The 21,208-nt window shown below is 76.8% G+C and carries 22 protein-coding genes; 10 read left to right on the forward strand and 12 right to left on the reverse strand.

What is annotated here, in order from left to right; all coding sequences use genetic code 11:
* Window positions 1-7: 7 nt before the first annotated feature.
* Entirely contained in the window at window positions 8-844 is an 837-nt protein-coding gene (locus tag ACRYMY_RS04325) for an oxidoreductase (RefSeq protein ID WP_432546040.1), read from the reverse strand.
* Window positions 845-922: 78 nt separating this feature from the next.
* Window positions 923-1,657 carry a class I SAM-dependent methyltransferase gene (locus ACRYMY_RS04330; RefSeq protein WP_432546041.1) on the reverse strand — a complete coding sequence of 245 codons (735 nt, stop codon included), beginning with the start codon at window positions 1,655-1,657 and terminating at the stop codon, window positions 923-925.
* A gap of 98 nt (window positions 1,658-1,755) precedes the next feature.
* Here ACRYMY_RS04330 and ACRYMY_RS04335 point away from each other — a divergent pair, with 98 nt between their 5' ends.
* Window positions 1,756-2,028 (forward strand): hypothetical protein, encoded by a 273-nt coding sequence (locus tag ACRYMY_RS04335; RefSeq protein WP_432546042.1) that lies wholly within the window; start codon window positions 1,756-1,758, stop codon window positions 2,026-2,028.
* A gap of 120 nt (window positions 2,029-2,148) precedes the next feature.
* Window positions 2,149-3,210, forward strand: a complete 1,062-nt coding sequence (locus ACRYMY_RS04340; protein WP_432546043.1) for a winged helix DNA-binding domain-containing protein — start codon at window positions 2,149-2,151, stop codon at window positions 3,208-3,210.
* 42 nt (window positions 3,211-3,252) lie between these two features.
* On the opposite strand, the gene ACRYMY_RS04345 is transcribed toward ACRYMY_RS04340, so the two are convergent.
* Window positions 3,253-3,618 carry a VOC family protein gene (locus ACRYMY_RS04345; RefSeq protein ID WP_432546106.1) on the reverse strand — a complete coding sequence of 122 codons (366 nt, stop codon included), beginning with the start codon at window positions 3,616-3,618 and terminating at the stop codon, window positions 3,253-3,255.
* A 181-nt stretch (window positions 3,619-3,799) separates the two neighbouring features.
* Here ACRYMY_RS04345 and ACRYMY_RS04350 point away from each other — a divergent pair, with 181 nt between their 5' ends.
* Window positions 3,800-4,036, forward strand: coding sequence for a hypothetical protein (locus tag ACRYMY_RS04350; protein WP_432546044.1), 237 nt, complete (start codon window positions 3,800-3,802; stop codon window positions 4,034-4,036).
* A gap of 48 nt (window positions 4,037-4,084) precedes the next feature.
* On the opposite strand, the gene ACRYMY_RS04355 is transcribed toward ACRYMY_RS04350, so the two are convergent.
* Entirely contained in the window at window positions 4,085-4,651 is a 567-nt protein-coding gene (locus tag ACRYMY_RS04355) for a dihydrofolate reductase family protein (protein ID WP_432546045.1), read from the reverse strand.
* A gap of 324 nt (window positions 4,652-4,975) precedes the next feature.
* On the opposite strand from ACRYMY_RS04355, the gene ACRYMY_RS04360 reads away from it, so the two are divergent.
* Entirely contained in the window at window positions 4,976-8,218 is a 3,243-nt protein-coding gene (locus tag ACRYMY_RS04360; protein ID WP_432546046.1) for a rhamnogalacturonan lyase family protein, read from the forward strand.
* Between the two features lie 119 nt (window positions 8,219-8,337).
* On the opposite strand, the gene ACRYMY_RS04365 is transcribed toward ACRYMY_RS04360, so the two are convergent.
* Complete coding sequence (locus ACRYMY_RS04365; RefSeq protein ID WP_432546047.1) at window positions 8,338-8,580, reverse strand: hypothetical protein; 243 nt, start codon at window positions 8,578-8,580, stop codon at window positions 8,338-8,340.
* Between the two features lie 142 nt (window positions 8,581-8,722).
* On the opposite strand from ACRYMY_RS04365, the gene ACRYMY_RS04370 reads away from it, so the two are divergent.
* Entirely contained in the window at window positions 8,723-9,187 is a 465-nt protein-coding gene (locus ACRYMY_RS04370) for a VOC family protein (RefSeq protein WP_432546048.1), read from the forward strand.
* A 52-nt stretch (window positions 9,188-9,239) separates the two neighbouring features.
* Here ACRYMY_RS04370 and ACRYMY_RS04375 read toward each other — a convergent pair whose 3' ends face one another.
* Together ACRYMY_RS04375 and ACRYMY_RS04380 are read right to left on the reverse strand one after the other, a co-directional pair.
* A complete protein-coding gene (locus ACRYMY_RS04375) occupies window positions 9,240-10,016 on the reverse strand; it encodes a maleylpyruvate isomerase family mycothiol-dependent enzyme (protein WP_432546049.1) in 777 nt (258 codons plus the stop codon).
* Window positions 10,013-10,603, reverse strand: coding sequence for a TetR/AcrR family transcriptional regulator (locus tag ACRYMY_RS04380; protein ID WP_432546050.1), 591 nt, complete (start codon window positions 10,601-10,603; stop codon window positions 10,013-10,015). Before ACRYMY_RS04380 ends, ACRYMY_RS04375 begins: the two co-directional genes overlap by 4 nt.
* 103 nt (window positions 10,604-10,706) lie before the next feature.
* Between ACRYMY_RS04380 and ACRYMY_RS04385 the strand changes: the two genes are divergently transcribed.
* The 3 genes from ACRYMY_RS04385 (at window position 10,707) to pdxA (ending at window position 13,661) form a co-directional block, all read left to right on the forward strand.
* Window positions 10,707-11,207 (forward strand): VOC family protein, encoded by a 501-nt coding sequence (locus tag ACRYMY_RS04385; RefSeq protein WP_432546051.1) that lies wholly within the window; start codon window positions 10,707-10,709, stop codon window positions 11,205-11,207.
* Between the two features lie 157 nt (window positions 11,208-11,364).
* Entirely contained in the window at window positions 11,365-12,654 is a 1,290-nt protein-coding gene (locus ACRYMY_RS04390; protein WP_432546052.1) for a four-carbon acid sugar kinase family protein, read from the forward strand.
* Window positions 12,651-13,661, forward strand: coding sequence for a 4-hydroxythreonine-4-phosphate dehydrogenase PdxA (gene pdxA / locus ACRYMY_RS04395; protein ID WP_432546053.1), 1,011 nt, complete (start codon window positions 12,651-12,653; stop codon window positions 13,659-13,661). The genes ACRYMY_RS04390 and pdxA overlap by 4 nt, the downstream gene beginning before the upstream one ends.
* 25 nt (window positions 13,662-13,686) lie before the next feature.
* On the opposite strand, the gene ACRYMY_RS04400 is transcribed toward pdxA, so the two are convergent.
* The 3 genes from ACRYMY_RS04400 to ACRYMY_RS04410 are packed head-to-tail and all read right to left on the reverse strand — an operon-like array spanning window position 13,687 to window position 17,507.
* Complete coding sequence (locus ACRYMY_RS04400) at window positions 13,687-14,214, reverse strand: 2'-5' RNA ligase family protein (RefSeq protein ID WP_432546054.1); 528 nt, start codon at window positions 14,212-14,214, stop codon at window positions 13,687-13,689.
* Window positions 14,207-14,467 carry a hypothetical protein gene (locus tag ACRYMY_RS04405; RefSeq protein WP_432546055.1) on the reverse strand — a complete coding sequence of 87 codons (261 nt, stop codon included), beginning with the start codon at window positions 14,465-14,467 and terminating at the stop codon, window positions 14,207-14,209. The genes ACRYMY_RS04400 and ACRYMY_RS04405 overlap by 8 nt, the downstream gene beginning before the upstream one ends.
* Before the next feature lie 34 nt (window positions 14,468-14,501).
* A complete protein-coding gene (locus tag ACRYMY_RS04410; RefSeq protein ID WP_432546056.1) occupies window positions 14,502-17,507 on the reverse strand; it encodes a S8 family serine peptidase in 3,006 nt (1,001 codons plus the stop codon).
* A gap of 221 nt (window positions 17,508-17,728) precedes the next feature.
* On the opposite strand from ACRYMY_RS04410, the gene ACRYMY_RS04415 reads away from it, so the two are divergent.
* On the forward strand, window positions 17,729-18,364 hold the full coding sequence (locus ACRYMY_RS04415; RefSeq protein WP_432546057.1) for a copper resistance CopC family protein: 636 nt from the start codon (window positions 17,729-17,731) through the stop codon (window positions 18,362-18,364).
* Here ACRYMY_RS04415 and ACRYMY_RS04420 read toward each other — a convergent pair.
* On the reverse strand, window positions 18,339-19,538 hold the full coding sequence (locus ACRYMY_RS04420) for an MFS transporter (RefSeq protein ID WP_432546107.1): 1,200 nt from the start codon (window positions 19,536-19,538) through the stop codon (window positions 18,339-18,341). The genes ACRYMY_RS04415 and ACRYMY_RS04420 overlap by 26 nt on opposite strands.
* Window positions 19,539-19,683: 145 nt before the next feature.
* Here ACRYMY_RS04420 and ACRYMY_RS04425 point away from each other — a divergent pair, with 145 nt between their 5' ends.
* A complete protein-coding gene (locus ACRYMY_RS04425) occupies window positions 19,684-20,370 on the forward strand; it encodes a helix-turn-helix domain-containing protein (protein WP_432546058.1) in 687 nt (228 codons plus the stop codon).
* A gap of 49 nt (window positions 20,371-20,419) precedes the next feature.
* On the opposite strand, the gene ACRYMY_RS04430 is transcribed toward ACRYMY_RS04425, so the two are convergent.
* Window positions 20,420-21,043, reverse strand: coding sequence for a superoxide dismutase (locus tag ACRYMY_RS04430; RefSeq protein ID WP_432546059.1), 624 nt, complete (start codon window positions 21,041-21,043; stop codon window positions 20,420-20,422).
* Window positions 21,044-21,208 lie beyond the last annotated feature (165 nt).

Here is a 21,208-nt window from a genome sequence, read left to right on the forward strand (position 1 = left end):
CCGGGTCTCAGGAGAAGTCGGTGCTGGCGCTGACCTCGCGCCAGGCCTCCAGCTCGGCGCGGCGGGCGTCGAGGATGCTCTCGGCCGCGGCGAGCGCGTCGGTGCCCAGCAGCAGCAGGCCCGGCGCGTCCGGGGAGTCCACCGCGCGCACGATGGCGCTCGCGGCGCGCGCCGGGTCGCCGGGCTGGGTGCCGTGGACGGTGTCGTGCTCCTTGCGCCGCTTGCCGGCCGTGTCGGCGTAGTCGGCGATCGGCTCGGCGGACTGCGTCAGCGAGCGGCCCGCGAAGTCGGTGCGGAACCCGCCGGGCTCCACCGAGAACGCGGTGATCCCCAGCGGCGCGAGCTCCTGGCGCAGCGAACCCGTCAGCCCCTCCAGGGCTGCCTTCGTGGCGGCGTAGTACCCCGAGCCGGGCGGGCAGATCTGCGCGCCGATCGAGGAGACGTTGACGATCGTGCCGCGCCGGCGCGAGCGCATGCCCGGCAGGACGGCCTTGGTGAGGGCGACGGGGCCGAAGACGTTCGTGGCGAACAGGCGCTGCACGTCCTGCTCGTCGCCCTCCTCCACCGCCGCGCGGTAGCCGTAGCCGGCGTTGTTGACGAGGACGTCGACACCGCCGAAGCGCTCTTCGGCCTCGCGCACCACCTCGCCCACGCGGGCGGTGTCGGTGACGTCGAGGGCCAGGGCCAGCGCCCGGTCCGGGTGGGCGTCGGCGAGGTCCTGCACGGAGGAGGCGTCGCGGGCGGTGACGACCGCGCGGTCGCCGCGGCCGAGGACCTCCTGCGCCAGAGCGCGGCCGAGGCCGGTGGAGCAGCCGGTGATGAGCCAGGTGGACGTGGTGGACACGCGGTACCTCTCGTCGTCGTCGCGGGGGCGGCGTCCGCGCCGCCCGCGCCCACTCTGCCCCCTGCCGGGCGGGCCCGCTCAGCGCCCCCCGGGCAGGTCGCCCAGGGGCGCGGTCAGCCTGCGCAGCCGCAGCAGCAGGAAGCCGGGCTCGCGCTCCAGCTTCGCGCTGTCCTCCGGGTAGCGCCGCGCCATGCTCGCCGCGGGCCGCGGCTCGTCGAGCAGGTCGACGACGAAGCCGGCGCCCGTGGCCGCCGCGCACAGCGCCGACAGCGGCTCGCGCCAGAACCGCACGTCGCGCCGTCCCGTCCACTCCCCCCACGTCTCCGTCTCCAGGACGCGCTCGAAGTACGAGCCGCCCAGCCGCAGCCAGTCGGCCGTCGGGTGGGTCGTCGACACGACGAGCGCGCCACCGGGGCGCAGCACCCGGTGCAGCTCGGCGAAGGCCGCCGGTCGGTCGTCGACGTAGTGGACGGCCAGGGCGCACACGACGGCGTCGAAGCTCGCACCGGCGTACGGCAGCGGCTCCCCCAGCACGGCCCGGTCCACGCGGGCGCGGTCGCCGACGCGCTCGCGCGCCAGGTCCACCATCGGCTCGCTGGCGTCGAAGGCGGTGACCCGCGCCCCGGCGTCCAGCAGCGCCTGCGCGTACAGGCCGGGCCCGCAGCCGGCGTCCAGGACGTCGCGATCCGTCACGTCGCCGAGGGCGGCCAGGACGGCGGGGCGGTCGTAGTGGGCGTTGTACGGGCTGTCCTCGGCGTGCCGGGCGAAGGCCTCGGCCATCCCGTCGTAGGGGGTCCACAGCGGTGTGTCCACCGCGCGAGCCTAGGGCGGCCCCGGGACCGGGACGGGCCGCTGGTGAGCGGCGGGAAAACGGGCCGCGTCCCCGCGCCCGCGTCCCTAGCCTGGGCGGCGTGTCCGACGACCGCTCCACGTCCCACGCTCGCCGGCTCGCGCGCACCTGGGTCCAGGCGCAGGCGTCGCACCACCTCGGCGACTACGAGCTGGTGGTCGAGGCCTGCCGGGAGATGGACCGCCTGGACCTCGGCGAGCACCAGCGCGTGGCCTTCTACGAGGTCGCGTGGGACGTCGTCGCCGCGCGCCGGGCCGCCCGCGTCCGCGGCGGTGCGCTCCTGCCCCGGCAGCACCACCCGCTCTCCCGGCCCGTGACCGCTCCGCGTCCCTGACGTCCCCCTCCCCGGCCGGACCTGCTGAACCCCGGAGGGTCCCGCCACCGGTCGGCGGTCCCGGGGCGGGCCCGGCACCGCGCACGGCGGGGTGTCGGGGGCCGGTGGGAGCGTGTCGGCGTGGTGGAGCTGGCGGCGCGCGAGGTGGGGCTGTGGCGGCTGGCCGCGCAGGGGGTCGTCCCGCGCGGGACCGGTGCGACGCAGGTCGTCGAGCGGCTCGGCGCCGTCCAGGCGCAGGACCTGCGCGCGGCGGCCACGGCGGTCGCGCTGCGCACCGGCGCCGGCACGGCGCACGACCTCACCCGCGCCCTGGACGCCGGGGAGGTCGTCCGCTCGTGGCCGGTGCGCGGGACGCTCCACCTGATCGCCGCCCGCGACCTGCGGCCGGTCCTGGCGCTGTGCGCCACCCGCGCGGTGGCCGCGAGCGCGCGCCGCCGCGCCGAGCTGGGCATCGGCGAGGACGACGTCGCCGCGGCCGGTGACGTCGCCCGGGACCTGCTCGCCGGCGGACGGCGGGCCACGCGCGCGCAGCTGCTCGCGGCGTTCGAGCGGGCCGGGCAGGGCACCGCCGCCGGGCGCGGCTACCACCTGCTGTCCCACCTGTCGATGACCGGCGTGCTGTGCCAGGGGCCGCTGTCGGGGACCGAGCCGGCCTTCGCGCTGCTCGAGGAGCAGCACCCTGCGCAGCCCGCACCCGACGACCCCGCGGCGTGGTGGGCGGCGCGCTACCTGCGCGGGCACGGGCCGGCGAGCGCCGCGGACTTCGCGTGGTGGGCGGGTCTGCCGCTCGGGACGGCGCGGCGGGCCTTCGCCGCGGTCCGCGACGGGTTCGAGGTGGTCGAGGTGGACGGCGTCGAGCACCTCGTCGACCCGGCCGTCCCCGACCTGGTCGCCGCGCACCGCCGCGCGCTGCGCGGCCTGCACCTGCTGCCCGGTTTCGACGAGTTCCTGCTGGGCTACAGGGACCGCCAGCACGTGCTGGCCGACGAGCACGCCCCGCGCGTTGCTCCCGGCGGCAACGGCGTGTTCCGCGGCGTCGTCGTCGCCGCGGGCGCTGTCGTCGGGACGTGGACGAGGGACGGCGACGGGATCGCCGCCGCGGCCTTCGGGGAGTTCTCCGCGGCGCAGCGGACGGCGCTGCAGCGGCGGGCGGCGGCTCTGCCGTCCGGCCGGTTCACGTGAGGCGCGGGACGCGCCGACCACGCCGCCGCACCGGCCGGCGTCTCACCGCCGGGAGGTGATGCACAGGTAGTACCCGTCGGGGTCCAGGACGCGGAAGTCGCGCAGTCCCCACGGCCGCTCCTGCAGCGGTTCGTCCACCGGCCAGCCGCTGTCCCGCACCCGCGCCAGCTGGGCCTCCACGTCGTCGACCTCCAGGGTCAGCTCGACGCCGGTGGGTGGTCTGCGAGCGTCCGGGGCGGCGACCGGCGGGCGCTGGGCGGCTCCCACGTGGACGTCGCCGCACCGCAGCGCCACGTAGGGCGAGGAGGTGCCGCGCTCGTCGCGCAGGAGGTCGAAACCCAGCACGCGGGTGTAGAAGTCGACCGCGCGGTCCAGGTCGGCGGGGAACACCTCGAAGCGCAACGTCATCGTCACAGCGACTCCCGGGAGTTGTCGGGCCGGCTCCTGCGGCCCCGGCGGGAGCAGTGGACCAGACGCCCGTCCACGGTCGTCGACGATTTTCGCCACCGGACGGTCCAGCCCGCCGGGGTGACCCGTGCCGTCCGGAAAACCCTGCGCGGGTCGCCGCTGCGCTGGCACCCTCCACCGCGTGAAGGAGCTCTCCCGCGGCGTCCTGGCCGCTGTCGTCACGACCCTCGTCCTCACCGGCTGCAGCGCCACCGACCCGTGCACGCAGCTGCCCGCTCCCACCCGGGAGCAGGTCGCGACCGCCGCGCAGCAGGTGCGGGGCCTGACCGTCGAGGTCGAGGTGGAGGTGTCCGGTGTCGACTGCTTCGTCGACCCCGCGACGCGCCGCTGGACGCAGGAGCTGGAGGAGGACTCCTGAGCGGGAGGTGACGGGGTCCCGCCGGCGCAGCCCGGCGGAACCCCGGGGTCAGGTGGTGCGCCGCACGGCGTGGCGCAGGAGCACCGCGCCGCCGGCGAACCGGCGCTCCTCGCGCAGCTCCAGGTCGAGCCGGACGCCCGCCGGCAGGGCGGGCTTCCCGCCGCCCACGGCCACGGGGTGCACCACGAGCAGGCACTCGTCCACCAGGCCGTGCCGGAAGGCCTCCGCGCCCAGGGTCGCGCCGCCCACGCTGAGGTCCTTCGCGGAGGTCTCCTTCAGCGCCCGCACCGCCGCGGGGTCGAAGCGCCGCTCGACCCTGGTGCGGGACGTGGTGACCTCCTGCAGCGTCGTGGAGAAGACGACCTTGTCGGCGTCGCGCCAGACCGCGGCGTACTCGCGCACGACGTCCGGCTCACCGGCGAGCCAGTCGTCGTCCTCCCACACGCGCATGGCCTCGTACATCCGCCGGCCGTACAGGGAGGTGCCGATCCCGCGCTCGCGCTCGTTCCAGAACGCGTGGACCTCCTCGTCAGGCACGGACCAGTCGAGGGAACCCGCGGCGTCCTCCACGAAGCCGTCGAGGGACGTGTTCGCCGCGTACACCAGCTGACCCACGGGAGCCTCCTGCCGGACGGGGACACCCAGGCTCCTCCCCCGCGGTGCGGGCGGCAAGGTCCTGCGCCGGCGATCGTTGAATCGTTCCGATCCAGGCGTTGACACCGCGACGCCTCCGGGGCGAGGGTGGCGGAACACGCTTCTCCGAAGGGGGACCTCGTCGCCGCACCGGAGCGGACGACCCCGAGGACCGGTACCCGCCGATCCCCCGCAGGACCACGCCCGCAGGACGTCGACGGAGGTGGACGGGCCACGCGCCCGCCGCCCGCGGAACGACCGAGGAGCACGACCGTGCGCAAGCCCCTGAGCAGACTCCTTCCCCCCGTGACGGCGCTGGCCCTCGCGCTGACCGCGTCACCGCCGGCGGCGGCCGCACCGGCCGACCCCGCGCCCGGCGGGCCGAGCGGGCAGCGGCAGGTCGAGGACCTGACCCGCGGCCTGGTCGCCGCCCAGGTGGAGGGCGGCACCTTCCTCAGCTGGAGGTTCCTGGGCGACGAGCCCGACAGCCTGTCGTGGAACGTGTACCGCGCCGACGGCAGCGCGGGCTTCACCCGCGTCGCCACGGTCGAGCCCCGCGACGTGCAGCCGGAGAGCGACCACCCCGCGAACCCCGGTGTCGTCAAGGAGGACGTCACGCCGTCCAACTGGACGGACCCGGACGGCACCCTGACCTCCCGGTACGAGGTCGCACCGGTCATCGACGGCGTCGAGGGCGCCCGGCAGGGCATGAGCGTGCCGATGCTGTCGGCGCTGCCCGGCCGACCGGGGCAGGAGGGCCGCGGCGCCGTCCGCTACGTCCCGCTCAAGCCGGCCCCCGACCCCGTCCCGCTCGCGCACTTCACCTACCGCGGCACCGACAACCGGTTCGGACCCGGCACCGACCTCGACCCGGCGGACATGGTCGTCCCCGGCACGGACGGCCAGCACTGGTACACGGTCGACGTGGACCTGCTGCGCGAGTTCCGCGTCGCGCACGACGAGCAGGCCGAGGTGACGCAGGCGCAGCTCGACGACTGGGTCGCCCGGCTGGGCGCGCTCACCACGACCCCCAACGCGCTGGGCGTCGCGGCCCGCACCACGCCGTGGCAGCCGGAGGACGGGCTCGTCGACGGGAAGGTCACCGACGCGCTGTACGCGGAGCTGGAGGCGGAGTTCGTCCGCTACGTCGAGAACCTGGACTCCGGCACCTCGCTGCCCTACGCGAGGACCGCGGACGGCGCCGTCCACACCTCGATGAGCGCGCCCTACTCCACCCACGACATGACGGTGGCCGACTTCGACGGCGACGGCGAGTACGAGATCGTCGTCAAGTGGCGCAGCACCCAGGTCGACCCGATGTACTCCGAGCCGATCTACAGCGGCAGCAGCACCACGACGGCCCCCGAGTACGTCGACGTGTACGAGCTGGACGGCACCCTGCTGTTCCGCGTGGACATGGGCTACAACGTCCGGGCGGCCAACGACCACGAGACCGTCCTGTTCGCCGAGGACTTCGACGGCGACGGCCGCGGCGAGCTGATGCTCAAGACCGCGCTCGGCACGCGGATCGGCAACTGGGACGAGGCGACGCAGTCCGTCGTCTACCCGGACGCGCCCGGCACCGTCGTGGGCGGCGAGGAGGGCCTGAACGCCACCACGGACGCGTTCGCGGAGCACTTCGCCACCGGCGACGTGCAGGCGCTGGACACCTGGTGGTCGCTGCTGAACAGCTTCACGATCTCCTACCGCAGCCCCACGGCCGGCGGCGGCAACGACGGGCCCAACGACCCGGCGCTCAAGCGGTGGATCAAGACGTACCACGTCGGGCCGATCGGCCGGGCGAAGGACGATCAGGAGTTCTTCTCCGCGTTCGAGTGGGACGCCGCGACCCGCTCCGGCGTCCTCGTGGACAGCGCCCGCTACCCCTTCCCGTACGAGGGCGGCGCCGAGGGCCAGGACTGGGCCATGACGCCCGCCACCCAGCGCGGCAACTACTCCTACCTGGCGTTCCCCGGCCCCGGCGTCGGCAGCTCCGCCGAGGACTACAAGGCGCAGGTCATGGCCGAGCGCGAGGCGTACTGGTTGGAGAACCCCTGGAAGCCCGCCTCCTACGGCGACGCGCAGGGCAACCGCGCCAACCGCTACGTCGGCGTCGTGGCCAGCCTGGACGGCGAGCGGAAGTCCGCCGTCTCGCAGCGCGGCTACTACCACCGCACGACACTGGCGGCGTTCACCCTCGCCGACGGCCGCGTCAGCCTGCAGGCGAGCTTCGACTCGGCCGACCCGCGGTACTGGTCGCTCGGCGGCAGCGCGTACGACTACCAGAACCGCGGCAACCACGACACGAAGTCCGCCGACCTCGACGGCGACGGCACCGACGAGGTCGTCCTCAAGGCCATGGTCCTGGGCCTGAGCGAGGACGGCACGCAGATCCTGCCCGAGGTCCTCAACGGGGACACGATGCCGACGATCGAGGGGCGGGACGGCGTGCCCCCGGTCGCCGGGGAGTTCCAGTTCGCCACCGACGAGGTCCGCTCGAACCCGGACAACGTGTGGGCGCCGTTCCGGCACGGTGACCGGGGCGCCCTCCTGCCGGTCGACCGGGACGACACCCTGCGGGCCTGGTCGGGCATGGAGGAGCACCTCCTGGACGACGTCCGCACCGGCCGGCACCACGGCTGGCTGCCCGGCCCGGCCGGCTACGACCCGCTGGAGGGCCGGAAGCTGGACGAGCGGGGCGAGGTCGTCGAGACGGACTCGCTGCTGTACGGGGTGTACGCCGGCAGCGACGACGAGGGCAGCGTGGCGGGGAACTTCTCGAACCGCTGGCCGGGCGCGCAGGCCGGGTCCGCCGGCGCGACGACCGAGGTCCGCAGCATGGTCACCGGGGAGGTCCTGACGACCACCGGCGTCCCGCGCGGCATCGCGGCCGGGCAGAACGCGATCTGGTTCGGCGGCGGCCTGACGCACATGGCCGTGAACGGCGCGACGGTCAACGCGGTCGACGACCTCACCTTCGCCGCGACCCCGTACCTGGAGACCGGGCTGGTCTCCACCGGCAACAAGGGCACCCCCACGCTGAAGGCCGACCTGCTCGGCGACTGGCGCGAGGAGCTGGTGCTGCGCGCGAGCGGGAACCGCCTCGCCGTCGTCACGACGCTGGCGCCGACCGAGTACGGGATCCGCACGCTCATGCACGACCCGATGTACCGCAACGGGGTGGCGAACAAGAACAACGGCTACGACCAGGTCGGCTTCGCGAGCTTCTACCTGGGCGACGAGGCGGACCTGCCCGCCCAGCGCACGGACATCGCCGTCGGGGGGCCGGCCGACGCGGCCGCGGTGCTGGCCGTCCTGGAGGGGTGGACCGGCAGCGGCGACGTCGCGGGGCCGGTCGCCGAGCACCTGCGCGCCGCGCTGCAGCAGGCCGACCGGCACCTGCGGGCCGGGCGGAGCGGCCCGGCGGTCTCGGCGCTGGAGCGCGGCCTGTCCCGGCTGGAGGGACCTCGGCGGGCCGACCGGCTCACCGAACGGGCGCGCACCGACCTGACCGAGCGGTTCCGCCGCCTCCTCGGCGACGTGGGCTGACGACCGGGCGCGGGCCGAGGCTCCTCCGGGCCCCGGCCCGCGCCCCTCGCCGGGTCCCGCGGCGGCGGATCGGCACCGGCGACATCGCCGACGCCGGGCGGACCTCACGTCCCGGTGTCCTACCCGGCGGTGGTGCCGGGCTCGGCGTCGGTCTCGGCGTCGGGCTCGGCGTCGGGCTCGGCCTCGGGCTCGGGCTCGGGCTCCGGCTCGGGCTCGGCCTCCGGCTCGGGCTCGGGCTCGGTCGTCAGGCCGGCGGTGCCCGAGGCCGCGTCGGCGGCGGTGAGCGGTTCACCGCCCGGCGGGCTGACCCGCTCCACGGCTGCGGCGGCGGGGGCCTGCGAGAAGTCGGGGACGGAGCTCATGGACCCACCCTCGCAGCGCCACGGGCCGCCAGCGCGCCGGGACCTCCCGAGGAGGAGCCGCCCGCGGCCACCGACCGGTGAGTCCCGCCGCCCGCGCGGGTCAACTCCTCGACGACCCGCCCGAGCGAGGAGGAGACCCGCGATGACCACGACGACGCTGCCCTGCCTGTGGTTCGACACCGACGGCCTGGAGGCCGCCGAGCGGTACGTGTCCCTGGTGCCGGACTCGCAGATCACCGAGGTGGTGCGCAACCCCGACGGCTCGGCGCTGACCGTCTCGTTCACGCTGGCCGGCCGCGAGTACCTGATCCTGAACGGCGGCCCCGCGTACGCGCTGTCCCCGGCCTTCTCGATCCAGCTGCTGTGCGAGGACCAGGCCGAGGTCGACCGGTACTGGGACGCGCTGCTGGAGGGCGGCGAGGAGAGCCGCTGCGGCTGGCTGCAGGACCGCTGGGGCGTCTCCTGGCAGGTCGTGCCGCGGCGGCTGCTGGAGCTGCGGGCCGACCCGGACCCCGCCCGCGCCGAGCGGGCCGTGCGGGCGATGCTCGGGATGCGCAAGCTCGTCGTCGCCGAGCTGGAGGCGGCCGCCGACGCGGTGCCGGCCTGAGGGCGGGCGGCCGCCGCGCCGGCGTCGTGGCACCCGCGCGGCGGCGGGTCGTTCAGAGCGGCAGAGCGTGCCGCAGGACCCCGTGACCGACGGCGCGCCCGGACAGGGTCCGGCAGAACTCCACCGCGTCCAGCTCCACCGGCTCGCCGCCGCCGCGGGCGGTGTACCGACCGCCGGCCGGTCCGCCGAGGTGCAGGGTGAACGGCTCGTCGTGCAGGCGCGCCCACTCGGCGACGATGCCGGCCACGATGCGCCCGTCGTGCCCCGCGGTGGTCACGAACGGGCGGCCGACGGCGCGGGACAGGTCGACGCGGTGCATCCAGGTGTCGCGCGTGAAACCCGTGTCGAACAGGTAGTCCAGCCGCTGCCGGCCGATGCGGGTGCCCATCGCCTCGCCCAGGTCGACGACGCGCAGCGCGCGGACGGGGGCGGGCAGGCGGCGCCGGGCGCGGCGCGCGGCGGCCGACGTCCGCCGCCAGCGCTCGGCGGCGTCGGCGACCCCGAGCCCGGCGGTGCGGCGGACCTGCGCCTCGTTCAGCTCGTCGACCCAGTGCGCGGCCTCCACCTGACCGCGCAGCCGCCGGGCGAGCAGCACCTGCCGCACCATCTCGACGGGCGAGGCCTGCGCGGCCGCGGAGCCGACGAGGTGCTGGACGAGCTCCCGGACCGTCCAGCGCGTGCAGTCGGTGGGGCGGGTCCAGTCCTCGGGCGTCAGGGTCCGCAGGAGGTCGAGCAGCCGCTCGTCCTCGACGCGGGCGAGCTCCATCGCCTCCTCGTGGCCGACGGGCGGTACGTCCAGCGCCGGCACGGCGCCGGTCGGTGCGGTCACGGTGTCCTCCTCGTGTCGCGGTCCAGCAGGAACGCCCCCAGGAGCCGCTCGAGGTGGCGGGTCCAGCGGTCGCCGCCGGGGTCGTTGGCGATCTGCTGCACCCCCAGCCCGGCGACGAGGGCGGTGTAGACGTCGACGTCGGCGGGGTCCTCGACCCCCGCGTCGTGCAGCAGCACCACCACCTGCGCGAGGAAGCGCTCGGCCAGGGCGTAGGAGCCGGCCGACGGCGCGAAGCCGGGGACGGTGCGCTGGAACAGGAGCTGCTGGCGGGCGGGGTCGGCGACGGCGAAGTCGAGCACCGCCCGGGACGCGGCGAGCAGCACCCGCCGCGGGTCGCCGTCGCGCGGGACGGCGGCGACGTGGTCGATCAGCTCGCGGTAGGCCTGCGCGAACATCGCGTCGTACAGGCCCGCCTTGGAGTCCACGTAGGAGTACAGGGAGGGCTGCCGGATCCCGACCCGCCGCGCGACCTCGTGCAGCGTGACGGCCGCCAGCCCCTGCTCCCGGGCGATGGCCCACGCGGCGGCGAGCACCTGGTCCAGCCGCTCCCGCCGCCGCGCGTCCCGCGCCCCCCGCGTCCCGGTCACGGTCCTCCCCTCGACACCCGGATCCTATCGCTGATAGGTTTTCAGCGTCCAGCGACGGAGCCGTCCTGGGCGGCAGCGCAGCTCTCCACCGTCAGGAGCGGACATGGCAGCGTTCGCGGGGATCGACCACGTCACCTTCACCGTCACCGACCTGGACCGCAGCCAGGCCTTCTACACCGCGGTCCTCGGCTTCACCCCGGTCCTGGACTTCGGGCACGGCCGGGTCTGCCTGCACAAGGGGACCGGGTTCACCATCGGCCTCCTGCGCCCCCCGGGCGCCAGCGGACAGCCCTTCAGCGAGCTCACCACCGGGCTGGACCACCTGGGGCTCGCGGCGTCCTCGCGGGAGGAGCTCCTCGTGTGGGAGCGGCGGCTGCGCGAGCACGGGGTCCCGCACAGCCCCGTCCAGGACATGCCCCTCGGTCACCACCTCAACTTCCGCGACCCGGACGGCATCGCCCTCGAGCTCTACGCCCCGGCCGAGCACTACGCGGCGGCCCTGCGCGAGCTGCGCTCGCGCGAGGTGTCCGACGAGGAGCTGCTCGCCCTGGCCGCGCAGCTCGTCGGCGGGGAGTCGGTGGTGGCACCACCCGCGCGCCGCTGAGGCGGGCTCCGCGGTGCCCGCCCGAGCACCGGCCCCGGGTGCCGCCCCGCGGGCCGGTGACGGCCGTGCGAGCATCGGGGCACCCGCCGCCGGTACCGACGCCGGTGGCGCCGACCGCCCGCGGGAGTCCCCCTGAACCGCCTGAGGTGCCTGCGCCGTGACCGCTGAGGCCGGGACCGGGCCGACCCTCGCACCGCGGCGCGCAGCGCTCGGCGCCGTCCTGGCGGACGACCTGTCGGGCGCGGCCGAGGTCGCCGGGCTGCTCCTGCAGCGCGGGCACCCGTGCACCGTCCTGCTCGGCGCGCCCGCGGCGGGCACCGCACCGCGCGCCGGGACGCCCGTCGTGGACCTCGACCACCGCACCGCGACGGCCGACGCCGTGCGCGCCGCCCTCACCGGCGCGCTCACCGCGCTCGCGCCGGACGGCCCGCTGGCCGTCAAGCTCGACTCGCTGTGGCGCGGCAACGTCGGCGCCACCGTGGAGGCGTTGCACCGCAGCGGGTTCGTCGTCGTCGTGGCGGGCGCGCTGCCCGCCCTGCGGCGCACCGTCGTCGACGGCGTCCCCCTCGTCGACGGCGTCCCGCTGGCCGCCACGGGCCTGTGGCACCTGGAACCCCGCCCCGCGCCGGTGCGCGTGGTCGACCTGCTGACGGGCACACCCGTGCTGCCCGCCGGCCTGGCGGACGTCCGCGCCCCGGACGGGCTCCCCCGGCTCCTCGCGCGCGCCGCCGCCACCGGCCGGGTCGTCGTCGCCGACGCCGAGACGGACGCCGACCTCGCGGCCGTCGCGGGGGCGGCGGCCGCGCTGGCCGCCGGCGGGACGCGGACGGCCCTGGCCGGCAGCGCCGCCCTCGTCGGCGCCCTCGTGGGCGCCCTGGTCGACGGGGCCGCCGCGACGGGCGGCGGGACCGGAGCGGAGCCCCCGCCCCCGCGACCCGCCCCGGGCGCGCGCGGCACCGTCGTCGTCGCCGGCAGCGCCTCGGCGACCACGGCCGCGCAGACCGCCCACCTGCTCGGGCTCCCGGGCGCCGCCGTCCTCGACGTGGACCCGGCGAGCGCCCCCGGCGGCGCCGCGCCCCCGGAGGGCGCCGACCCCCTCGTGCTGCGCCTGACCGGCACCCACCCCGACCCCCGCGCGGCCGCGGCCCGGCTGGCCGGGCGGGCCGTCGCCCTCGCCGGCGCGCGCGACCTCGTCCTCACCGGCGGGGAGACCGCCCGCGCGGTGCTGGTCCGGCTGGGCGTGGACCGCCTGCACCCGGTGGCGCAGCTGTCCCACGGCGCCGTCGCCGGCCTCACCGGCGACGGGCGCCTGGTCGCCACGAAACCCGGCAGCTTCGGCGGCCCCGGCGAGCTGCACGACCTCGTGCGGCTGCTGCGGCGGCTGCGCGCGCCCCGCACCGCGACGACCCCGAGCACCCCGAGCACCCCGCACCTGGAGGAACCGTGAGCAGCACCCCCGACCCCCGCCCCGTCGTCGCCGTCACGATGGGCGACGGCGCCGGCGTCGGCCCGGAGGTCACCGTCGGCGCCCTCGTGCACGAGGCGGCGTTCACCGCCGGCCGGCCCCTCGTCGTCGGCGACGCGCACCGGCTGCGGCTGGCCGCGGACGCGCTCGGCGTCGAGGTCGACGTCGTCGAGGTCGGCTCCCCCGCCGACGCCGCGTTCACCCCGGGGCGGATCGACGTCGTGGACCCGCACCTGCTGCCCGCCGACCTGCCGTGGGGCGAGGTGTCGCCCGCCGCCGGCCACGCCGCCCACGAGTACGTGCGGATCGCCTGCGAGCTCGCGGGGCGCGGCGAGGTGCAGGCGATCTGCACGGCCCCGCTGAACAAGGCCGCGCTGCACGCCGGCGGTCACCGCTTCCCCGGCCACACCGAGCTGCTGGCCCACTTCTTCGGCGTGCAGGAGGTGTCGATGATGCTCACCACGCCGCGCATCAAGGTCATCCACGTCACCACCCACGTCGGGCTGCTCGACGCCGTCGCCCGGATCGAGCCGGGCCTGGTGGAGCGCACGATCCGCCGCGGCCACGAGGCCCTGCGCCGCGCCGGGAACCCCGCCCCGCGCATCGGCGTGTGCGCGATCAACCCGCACGCCGGCGAGGGCGGGCTGTTCGGGTACGGCGAGGAGGCCGAGAAGATCGCCCCCGGCGTCGAGGCCGCCCGCGCGGACGGGATCGACGCCGTCGGGCCGCTGCCGGCCGACACGGCGTTCTTCCTCGGCGGCCGCGGCGACTACGACCTCGTCGTCGCGATGTACCACGACCAGGGGCACGGGCCCGTGAAGGTCCTCGGCATCGAGGCGGGCGTGAACATCACCGTCGGGCTGCCCGTGATCCGCACGTCCGTCGACCACGGCACGGCCTTCGACATCGCCGGCACCGGGCGGGTGGAGGTCGGCAGCATGGTCGAGGCGCTGCGCCAGGCCGTGGAGCTGGCCGCCACCCCGCTGTGAACCGGGCGGGCGCGTCGGGCCCGGGTCAGGCCGGGGCGTCGAACTCCTCGCGGTGCAGGTGCTCCCACGGCCCGCCGAGGTAGCGGTGCACGTCCACCCCGACCGCCCGCACCGCGAACGGCGCGAAGGAGGCCGACAGGTCCGCGACGGTGGTGCGCGCCACCGCCGGGTCGACGAAGTTCTGCACCGTCACGTGCGGGCGGAACCCCTGCGCGTCCTGGCGGGTCAGCCACGGCTGCCAGCGGCGGGCCAGCTCGCCGCGCAGCCGCGCCAGCTCCCCCGGCTCCAGGACGAGGGCCGCGCCGCGGCCCAGGGACCGCACACCCGTCACGGGCACGTCGAAGCCCGGCCGCCGGCACGCCGAGCGCAGGTCGTCCAGGACCTCGCCCAGCCGCTCGCCGGGCAGGGCGTGGAACAGGGTGACGTGCGCGGCGAGCTCGTTGCGGTGCGCGGGGAAGTGCTCGCGCCGCAGCGCGTCCAGCCGCTCGGCGTCCTCGGCGTCGAGCGCCGCGGTCAGCACCAGCGGCGCGTCCCCCGTCCCCGCCTCAGCCACGGGGCAGGACCGCCGCCGCGCCGATCAGCGACGCCACCAGCGCCAGGCCGCACAGCACCAGCCCCGCCGTCCACCAGGCGCGGTCCGGCGGGCGGACGGTCAGCGCCCGCCACGACACGGCGACCCCGAGGACGCCCAGGACGATGCCGGCGGGGAAGAACACCGCCGACAGGGCCAGGCCGACCACGCCCGCCACGACGGACCCGACCGCGCCGAACGACGTCTGGGGCTGCTCCTCACCGGGTCCGACCACGGGGCCACTCTGCCACCCGCCCCGCGGCGGCACCTCAGCCGACCGCGACGACGGTGCGCTGGCGCGCGCCCTCCCAGCCGATCCAGCCCAGGTAGCGCCGGCGCTCGTCGAGGGCGCCCCAGCGGGCGGTGACGGTGGTGGCGGTCCCGGCGCGCACGGGCACCGGGTCGGGCTCGACGACGAGGTCGCCGGTCCCGCCCACGACGAAGGAGGTGTGCTCGTAGGCGGCGGTGCGCTCGCCCGGCGCGGTGGCGTACCCGTCGACCTCGACGACGTAGGTGCCCGGCTCCGGGTCGACGAGGTCCACGCGCTCGTCGCCGGCGGGCGAGGCCGACGCCCCCGCGTCCTCGCGCTGGTTCCCGCGGACGACCCGGGACACGTACAGGTCCAGGTCGGCGCCGGGCGAGCGCGAGAGCAGGTCGAAGCGGACGAGGCTGGTGCCCTCGGGCACCCGCACGCGGTGCTCGCGCGTCTGCCCGGCGCGGACCTGGCCGGTGTCCGCGCGGCCCGCGACGAGCCCGGCCGTGGTGACGTCCAGGTCGCCGGTGCGGCCGGGGACCACCTCGACGGCGGCGGTGCCGTCGCCGTGCGCGGCGCGCACCTCGCGCGGGGCGATGACCGCCACGGGCCGCACGGCGAGCGGCGAGCGCACCGCCGTGCCGGCCCCGCGCCACTCCAGCGAGCCGGTCGCCCACTCCTCCAGCGGCGCGTCCTCGCGGGTGAACGTCACGCGGAAGCGGACGGTCTGGCCCTCGCTGACGTACAGGACGCTCGGGGAGACCTCCACGTCGAAGCCCGGCACGTCGGCGGTGGCCAGGTACAGGCCGCCGGTGACGGCCGTCACCGACCTGGTGACGGTCCGGCGGCCGGCCAGGGCCCCGACCGCGATGGAGGGCGTGTTCAGCTCGCTGGGCGCGACGGCGGGCACGCCGGTGCCGGTGCGCACGCCGGTGCCCTCGAGGAAGGCGACCCAGTCGCGCGGGGTGGAGTCGTAGACCAGGCCCGGGTCGAGGGCCGCGGTCGGGTCGACGAGGCCGGCGCCGCCGGCGAACGGGTCGCCGGCGGGCTCGCCGTCGGCGTCCACGAGGTCGCGGGCGGTGGTCATCAGGGCGGACTTGACCGCCATCGGCGACCAGTCGGGGTGGACGCCGAGGAGCAGGGCGGCCAGGCCGGCGACGTGCGGGGCGGACATCGAGGTGCCGGACTGGGCGGCGAACAGGTCGTCCCGCGAGGCGTCCGGGGACGTGCCGGCGACGATCCCGACACCGGGGGCGGCCAGGTCGGGCTTGAGGACGTCGCCCCCGGCGGCCAGGGTCGGCCCGCGGGAGGAGAAGCCGGCGGCCTGCGGCGTCGCGGTCGGGGTGCCGGTGGTGTTGCCGGGCTCGAAGCGCACGGTGGCCGCGGGACGGGCCGCCACGTAGGCCTTCACGGCGTCCCCGGCCGGGGTGTCCAGGTGGACGGTCGGCAGGACGTGCGCGTCGGGGTCGGTGCTGTTCGGCGTCGGGTTGACCAGGACGACCCCGACCCCGCCGGCGCGGGCGACCTCGGCGGACTTGTCGACGCGGGCGTCGACGCCGCGGTCGCAGACCACCACGCGCCCGGCGGCGCGGGCGGGGTCGAGGCTGCCGGGGCGGCACAGCTGCGCGTCGGCGGCGGTGCGCCCGGCGGCGGCGACGGCGGAGCCGAGGACGGCGCGGGTGCGCGGCAGCGGCTCCTGCACGAGGCGGGCGCCCACGAAGGAGCTGCCGTCGCCCAGGACGACGGTGCCCTCGCGCGGGACGGCCGTGGACGCGGCGACCGTGGTGATCCACGGGCTGGCGTGGTCGAGGGTGGAGGTGCCGGGGCCGCTGTTGCCCGCCGAGGCGGCCACGAAGATCCCGGCGGAGGCCGCGGACAGGAACGCCAGCTCCACCGGGTCGTTCACGGTCGTGGCCGGCGTGCCGGAGCCGATGGAGAAGTTGATGACGTCGACGTTGTCGGCGACCGCGGCGTCGATGGCGGCGACCAGGTCGGAGGTCTGGCAGCCGCTGTCGCCGTCCCCGCTGGTCCAGCACACCTTGTACGCGGCGACGGCGGCGGCGGGCGCCGCCCCGGACGCCTCGCCGTACTCGCGGCCGTCGATCGTGGCGCTGACGCCGGCGAGGCCGGCGGCCGTGGTGGTGGTGTGGGTGCCGTGCCCGTCGCTGTCGCGGGCGGAGAAGTACTCCCCCTCGGCCAGGCCCGCGTCGCCGGCGGCGGCCAGGAACCCCTGCGCGAAGGCGCGCGCCCCGACGATCTTGGTGGTGCAGTCGTCGGCGGTCCAGCCCTCGCCCGTCTCGCAGCGGCCGGTGAAGACGCCCCCGTCGGACTTCTCCACCCGGATCTCGCCGCCGGCGGTGCGGTGGGCGGTCCCGGGCGCGTCGGGGTCGGGCGCGTCGGCCAGCGGCTGTCCGGCCAGGGAGGGGTGCTCGGGCCACACGCCGGTGTCCAGGTCGGCGACCACGACCCCGGCTCCGGCCTCCTCGACGCCGCCGACGGCCTCCCACGCGCCGTCCTCGCCCGTGAGGCCGAGGAAGTCGGGGGTGCCGGTGGTGTGCAGCTGGCGGCGGGTGTCGGGCACGACGGACACGACGCCGTCGGTGGCGGCCAGCTCGGCGGCCTGCTCGGCGGTCAGGTCGGCGGCGAAGCCGTTGAGGGCGACGGTGTAGCTCTGCGTGGGCACGACGCCGGCGACCTCGGCCACGGAGGTCTGCTCCTCCAGCAGCCGGGCGCGGTGCTGGCGGGCGGCCTCGCCGCTGACGTCGACACCGGCGGGCGCCGAGCGCAGGAGCGGGCGCCCGGGCGTGGCGGTGTCCAGCTCGGCCAGCGGGTCCCCGGCCAGCGTGACGACGTAGCCACCGGCCTCCCACCCGCCAGGACGCGCCTCGGGGGCGGCGGGCGGGTCCACGGGGGCGGCCCCGGCGGTGCCGGCGCCCGTCAGGGACAGCACCGCGGCGGTCCCCGCGGCGAGCACGAGCCGCAGCGGGGTGCGGCGCGGGGCGGGACGGTGGGCGCGGACCACGGGATCCTCCACGGAGGGGCGACGGGGACGGGCGTCGCTCGATCCGAATGACGACCGATTGCACTCAAACCGGTACAGCGCGTGGCGTCAAGGCGCCGTGACCGGACCGAGACGTTGCCCGGCGCCACCACTGCGCGGGTCCTCCCGGCGAGCCGACCGACTCCGACACGGCGTCGTAGGCGGGTGCCGGTGACGTCCGGACCCCCGCCTACAGTGGCCGGGTGCCGTGCCGTCCGAGCTCCCGCCCGCCCCTCCGCCGTCCCCGCGCGTCGCGGTCCGCCGCGCTCACCGCAGCCCTGGCGCTCGGGCTCGCCGCACCGGTCGCGCTCGCCGCCCCCGCGCTCGCGCACGACCGGCTCGTCAGCTCCTCCCCCGCCGACGGGGACGTCGTGGGCACCGCCCCCGACACCGTCGACCTGCGGATGTCGGAGACGCCGCTCGCGCTGGGCACGCAGGTCGAGGTCACCGGTCCCGGGGGGCTCGTCTCCAGCGGCGAGCCGCGCATCGTGGACAGCACCGTGAGCCAGTCGCTGGGCGCCGAGCGGCCCGCCGGCACCTACGAGGTGCAGTGGCGCGTCACGTCCTCCGACGGGCACCCGGTCTCCGGCTCGTTCACCTTCGAGGCGACCGGGGCGCTGGCGGAGAGCACCGCGACCGAGCCGGCCGCCGACAGCCCCGCGGCCGAGGCCCCCGCCGAGAGCCCCGCCGAGACGCCCGCCGACGAGCCCGTGAGCGCCGACCCGGCCGCCGGGCTGGGCGGGAGCGGCACGGGCGTGCTCGTCGGCGTCCTCGCCGCCGTCGTCGTCGTGCTCGCCGGGGTCGGTGCGGTCCTCAGGACGCGGCGCGGGCGGCGCTGAGACCCGTCCCGCCCGCCCGCGCGCGCCGCTCCAGGCGCACGTCGAGCAGCCACAGCACGAGCGCCACGACGCCCAGCGCGGCCCCCGTCGCGCTCACCGCCGGCCAGCCTCCGGCCGCCCAGGCCAGCGACCCGGCGACCGAGCCGAGCGCCCCGCCGGCGAAGTAGGCCGTCATGTAGGCGGAGTTCACGCGCGCCCGCGCCTGCGGCCGCAGGGCGAAGACGATGTTCTGGTTCGAGATGTGCACGGTCTGCAGGGCCAGGTCCGACAGCGCGAAGCCGACCACGAACAGCACCAGCGACGTGCCCAGCGCCGTCCACGCGCCGCCCGCGGCGCCCAGCAGCAGCCACGTCAGCACGAGCAGCGCCGCCCCCAGGGCCGTGGCCAGCTGGCTGCGGCCCGCGTCGGCCATCCGGCCGGCGACCGTGGCGGCCAGCGCCCCCAGCACCCCGGCCAGGCCGACGAGCCCGATCTGCGCGTCGCTCAGACCGAACGCCGGGCCGGCCAGCAGGAACGTCATGGTGGCGAACAGCACCGACACCGCCGCGAACCCCACCGAGCCCAGCAGGGCGCGGCTGCGCAGCCGCGGCTCCTCGCGCACGATGCGCGCGGTCGAGCGCAGCGTGGCCGCGTAGCCGCCCACCCGCTCCGGCACGCTGACCGGCAGCCGCGCGCGCAGCGCCACCGCCAGCAGCACCAGCCCGGCGGCGACCACCGCGTACGGCAGGTGCCAGCCGCCCAGGTCCGCCAGCGCCCCGGACACGCTGCGCGCCAGCAGCGCGCCGATCAGCAGCCCGCTCATCACCGTGCCCACCGCGCGGCCCGCCTGCCCCGGCGCGGCCAGCTCCGCGACGAACGGGACGAGCACCTGCGCGGCCACCGAGAACACCCCGGCGATCGCGGTGCCGGCGAGGAACCAGCCGAACCCGGGCGCCACCGCGCACAGCACGTGCCCGGCCGCGGCGAGCAGGGTCAGCGTCGTCAGCAGCCGCCGGCGCTCCAGCAGGTCGCCCAGCGGCACGACGAGCAGCAGCCCGACCCCGTAGCTGACCTGCGCGACGGTGACGGAGACCGCGGCGGCGCCCTGGCTGACGCCGAGCTCGGCGGCGAGGGTGTCCAGCAGCGGCTGGTTGACGTAGTTGCCGCCCACGGTCAGGCCGGTGGCCACGGCCATCAGCAGCAGCAGCGGGCGGGTCAGCGCGGGGCGGGCGACGGGGCCCTGCGGCGGGCGGGGGGCGTCGGGCACGACGGACTCGGGCACGGCGGACACTGTGGACCCGGTGCGCGGCCGCCCACCGGGCGGGGGCAGGCTCGTCGTCGTGGCGGACCGCGGCGGGAACCCCGGGGACGAGCCGGACGACGACCTGGACGCCGTCCTGGCGGCGGTCGGCGGGCGGCTGCGGGAGGTGCGCCAGCGGCGCGGGCGCACCCTGCGCGAGGTCTCGGCCGCGACGGGCATCTCGGTGAGCACGCTGTCGCGCCTGGAGTCCGGGGGGCGGCGCCCGACGCTGGAGCTGGTGCTGCGGCTGGCCCGCGCCCACGACGTGAGCGTCGACGACCTCGTCGGCGCCCCGCCCACGGGGGACCCGCGCGTCAACCTGCGCCCGGTGACCCGGCCCGGCTGGGGGCAGACCGTCATCCCGCTGACCCGGCGCGCGGGCGGGATGCAGGCGTACAAGCACGTGCTGCCCGGCCGGCGCGCGGGCACGTCGCCGCAGGCGCCGGAGGGGAAGACCCACGAGGGCTACGAGTGGCTGTACGTGCTGGACGGTCGGCTGCGGGTCGTCCTGGGCGAGCACGACGTCGTGCTCGGCCCGGGCGAGGCCGCGGAGTTCGACTGCCGCACGCCGCACTGGTTCGGCGCCGCCGACGAGCGCGGCGTGGAGTTCCTCAGCCTCTTCGGCCGCCAGGGCGAGCGCGCCCACCTGCGGCTGCGGCCGCGCCGCGCGGGCAGCGGCTCGGGCAGCGGCGGGGACGACGGGAACGGCGACGGGCGGCCCGGGTGACCGGACCGCCCGTCGCGGGACAGCGTGGAGCTGGGTCGACCCGCTGGGGTCAGGGGACGATGAGCCCCGCGGTCTGCGTGCGGGCCGCCTCGAAGCGGCGCGCCACGTCGGCCCAGTTGGCCACGTTCCACCACGCCTTGACGTAGTCGGGCTTGACGTTCTTGTAGTCCAGGTAGAACGCGTGCTCCCACATGTCCAGCATCAGCAGCGGCACCAGGCCGAGCGCCAGGTTGGACTGCTGGTCGTACAGCTGGACGTTGAGCAGCTTCTGCCCCACCGAGTCCCAGGCGAGGATCGACCAGCCGGAGCCCTGGATGCCCAGCGCCGTGGCGGCGAAGTGCTTCTGGAAGCCCTCGAAGGAGCCGAAGTGCTCGTCGATGGCCGCGGCCAGCTCGCCGGTCGGCTTGTCGCCGCCGTCCGGGGACATGTTCGGCCAGAACACCGAGTGGTTGACGTGCCCGCCGAGGTTGAACGCGAGGTTCTTCTCGTGCAGGTTCACCGCGGACAGGTCGTCCTTCGAGCGCGCCTCGGCGAGCTTCTCCAGCGCGGTGTTCGCCCCCGCCACGTAGGTGGCGTGGTGCTTGTCGTGGTGCAGCTCCATGATCGCGCCGGAGATGTGCGGCTCGAGCGCGGAGTAGTCGTAGGGAAGGTCCGGCAGCGCGTAGTCGGCCATGTGTGTGCTCTTCTCCTCGTCCCTGACGTCGTCCTGGCGGACGTGCGGCGGAGCGCGCTGGGGCGCCGGACCGCACGGGTCGCCACCGGCGACCCTCGCGCAGGCCCACCGGCCCCGCAACCGCTCCGGGGGCAGCGTCCCACCAGGTGATCACGCCCGGCCCCC

The sequence above is a fragment of the Kineococcus haloalkalitolerans genome, assembly GCF_050871905.1.
Taxonomy (GTDB): Bacteria; Actinomycetota; Actinomycetes; order Actinomycetales; family Kineococcaceae; genus Kineococcus.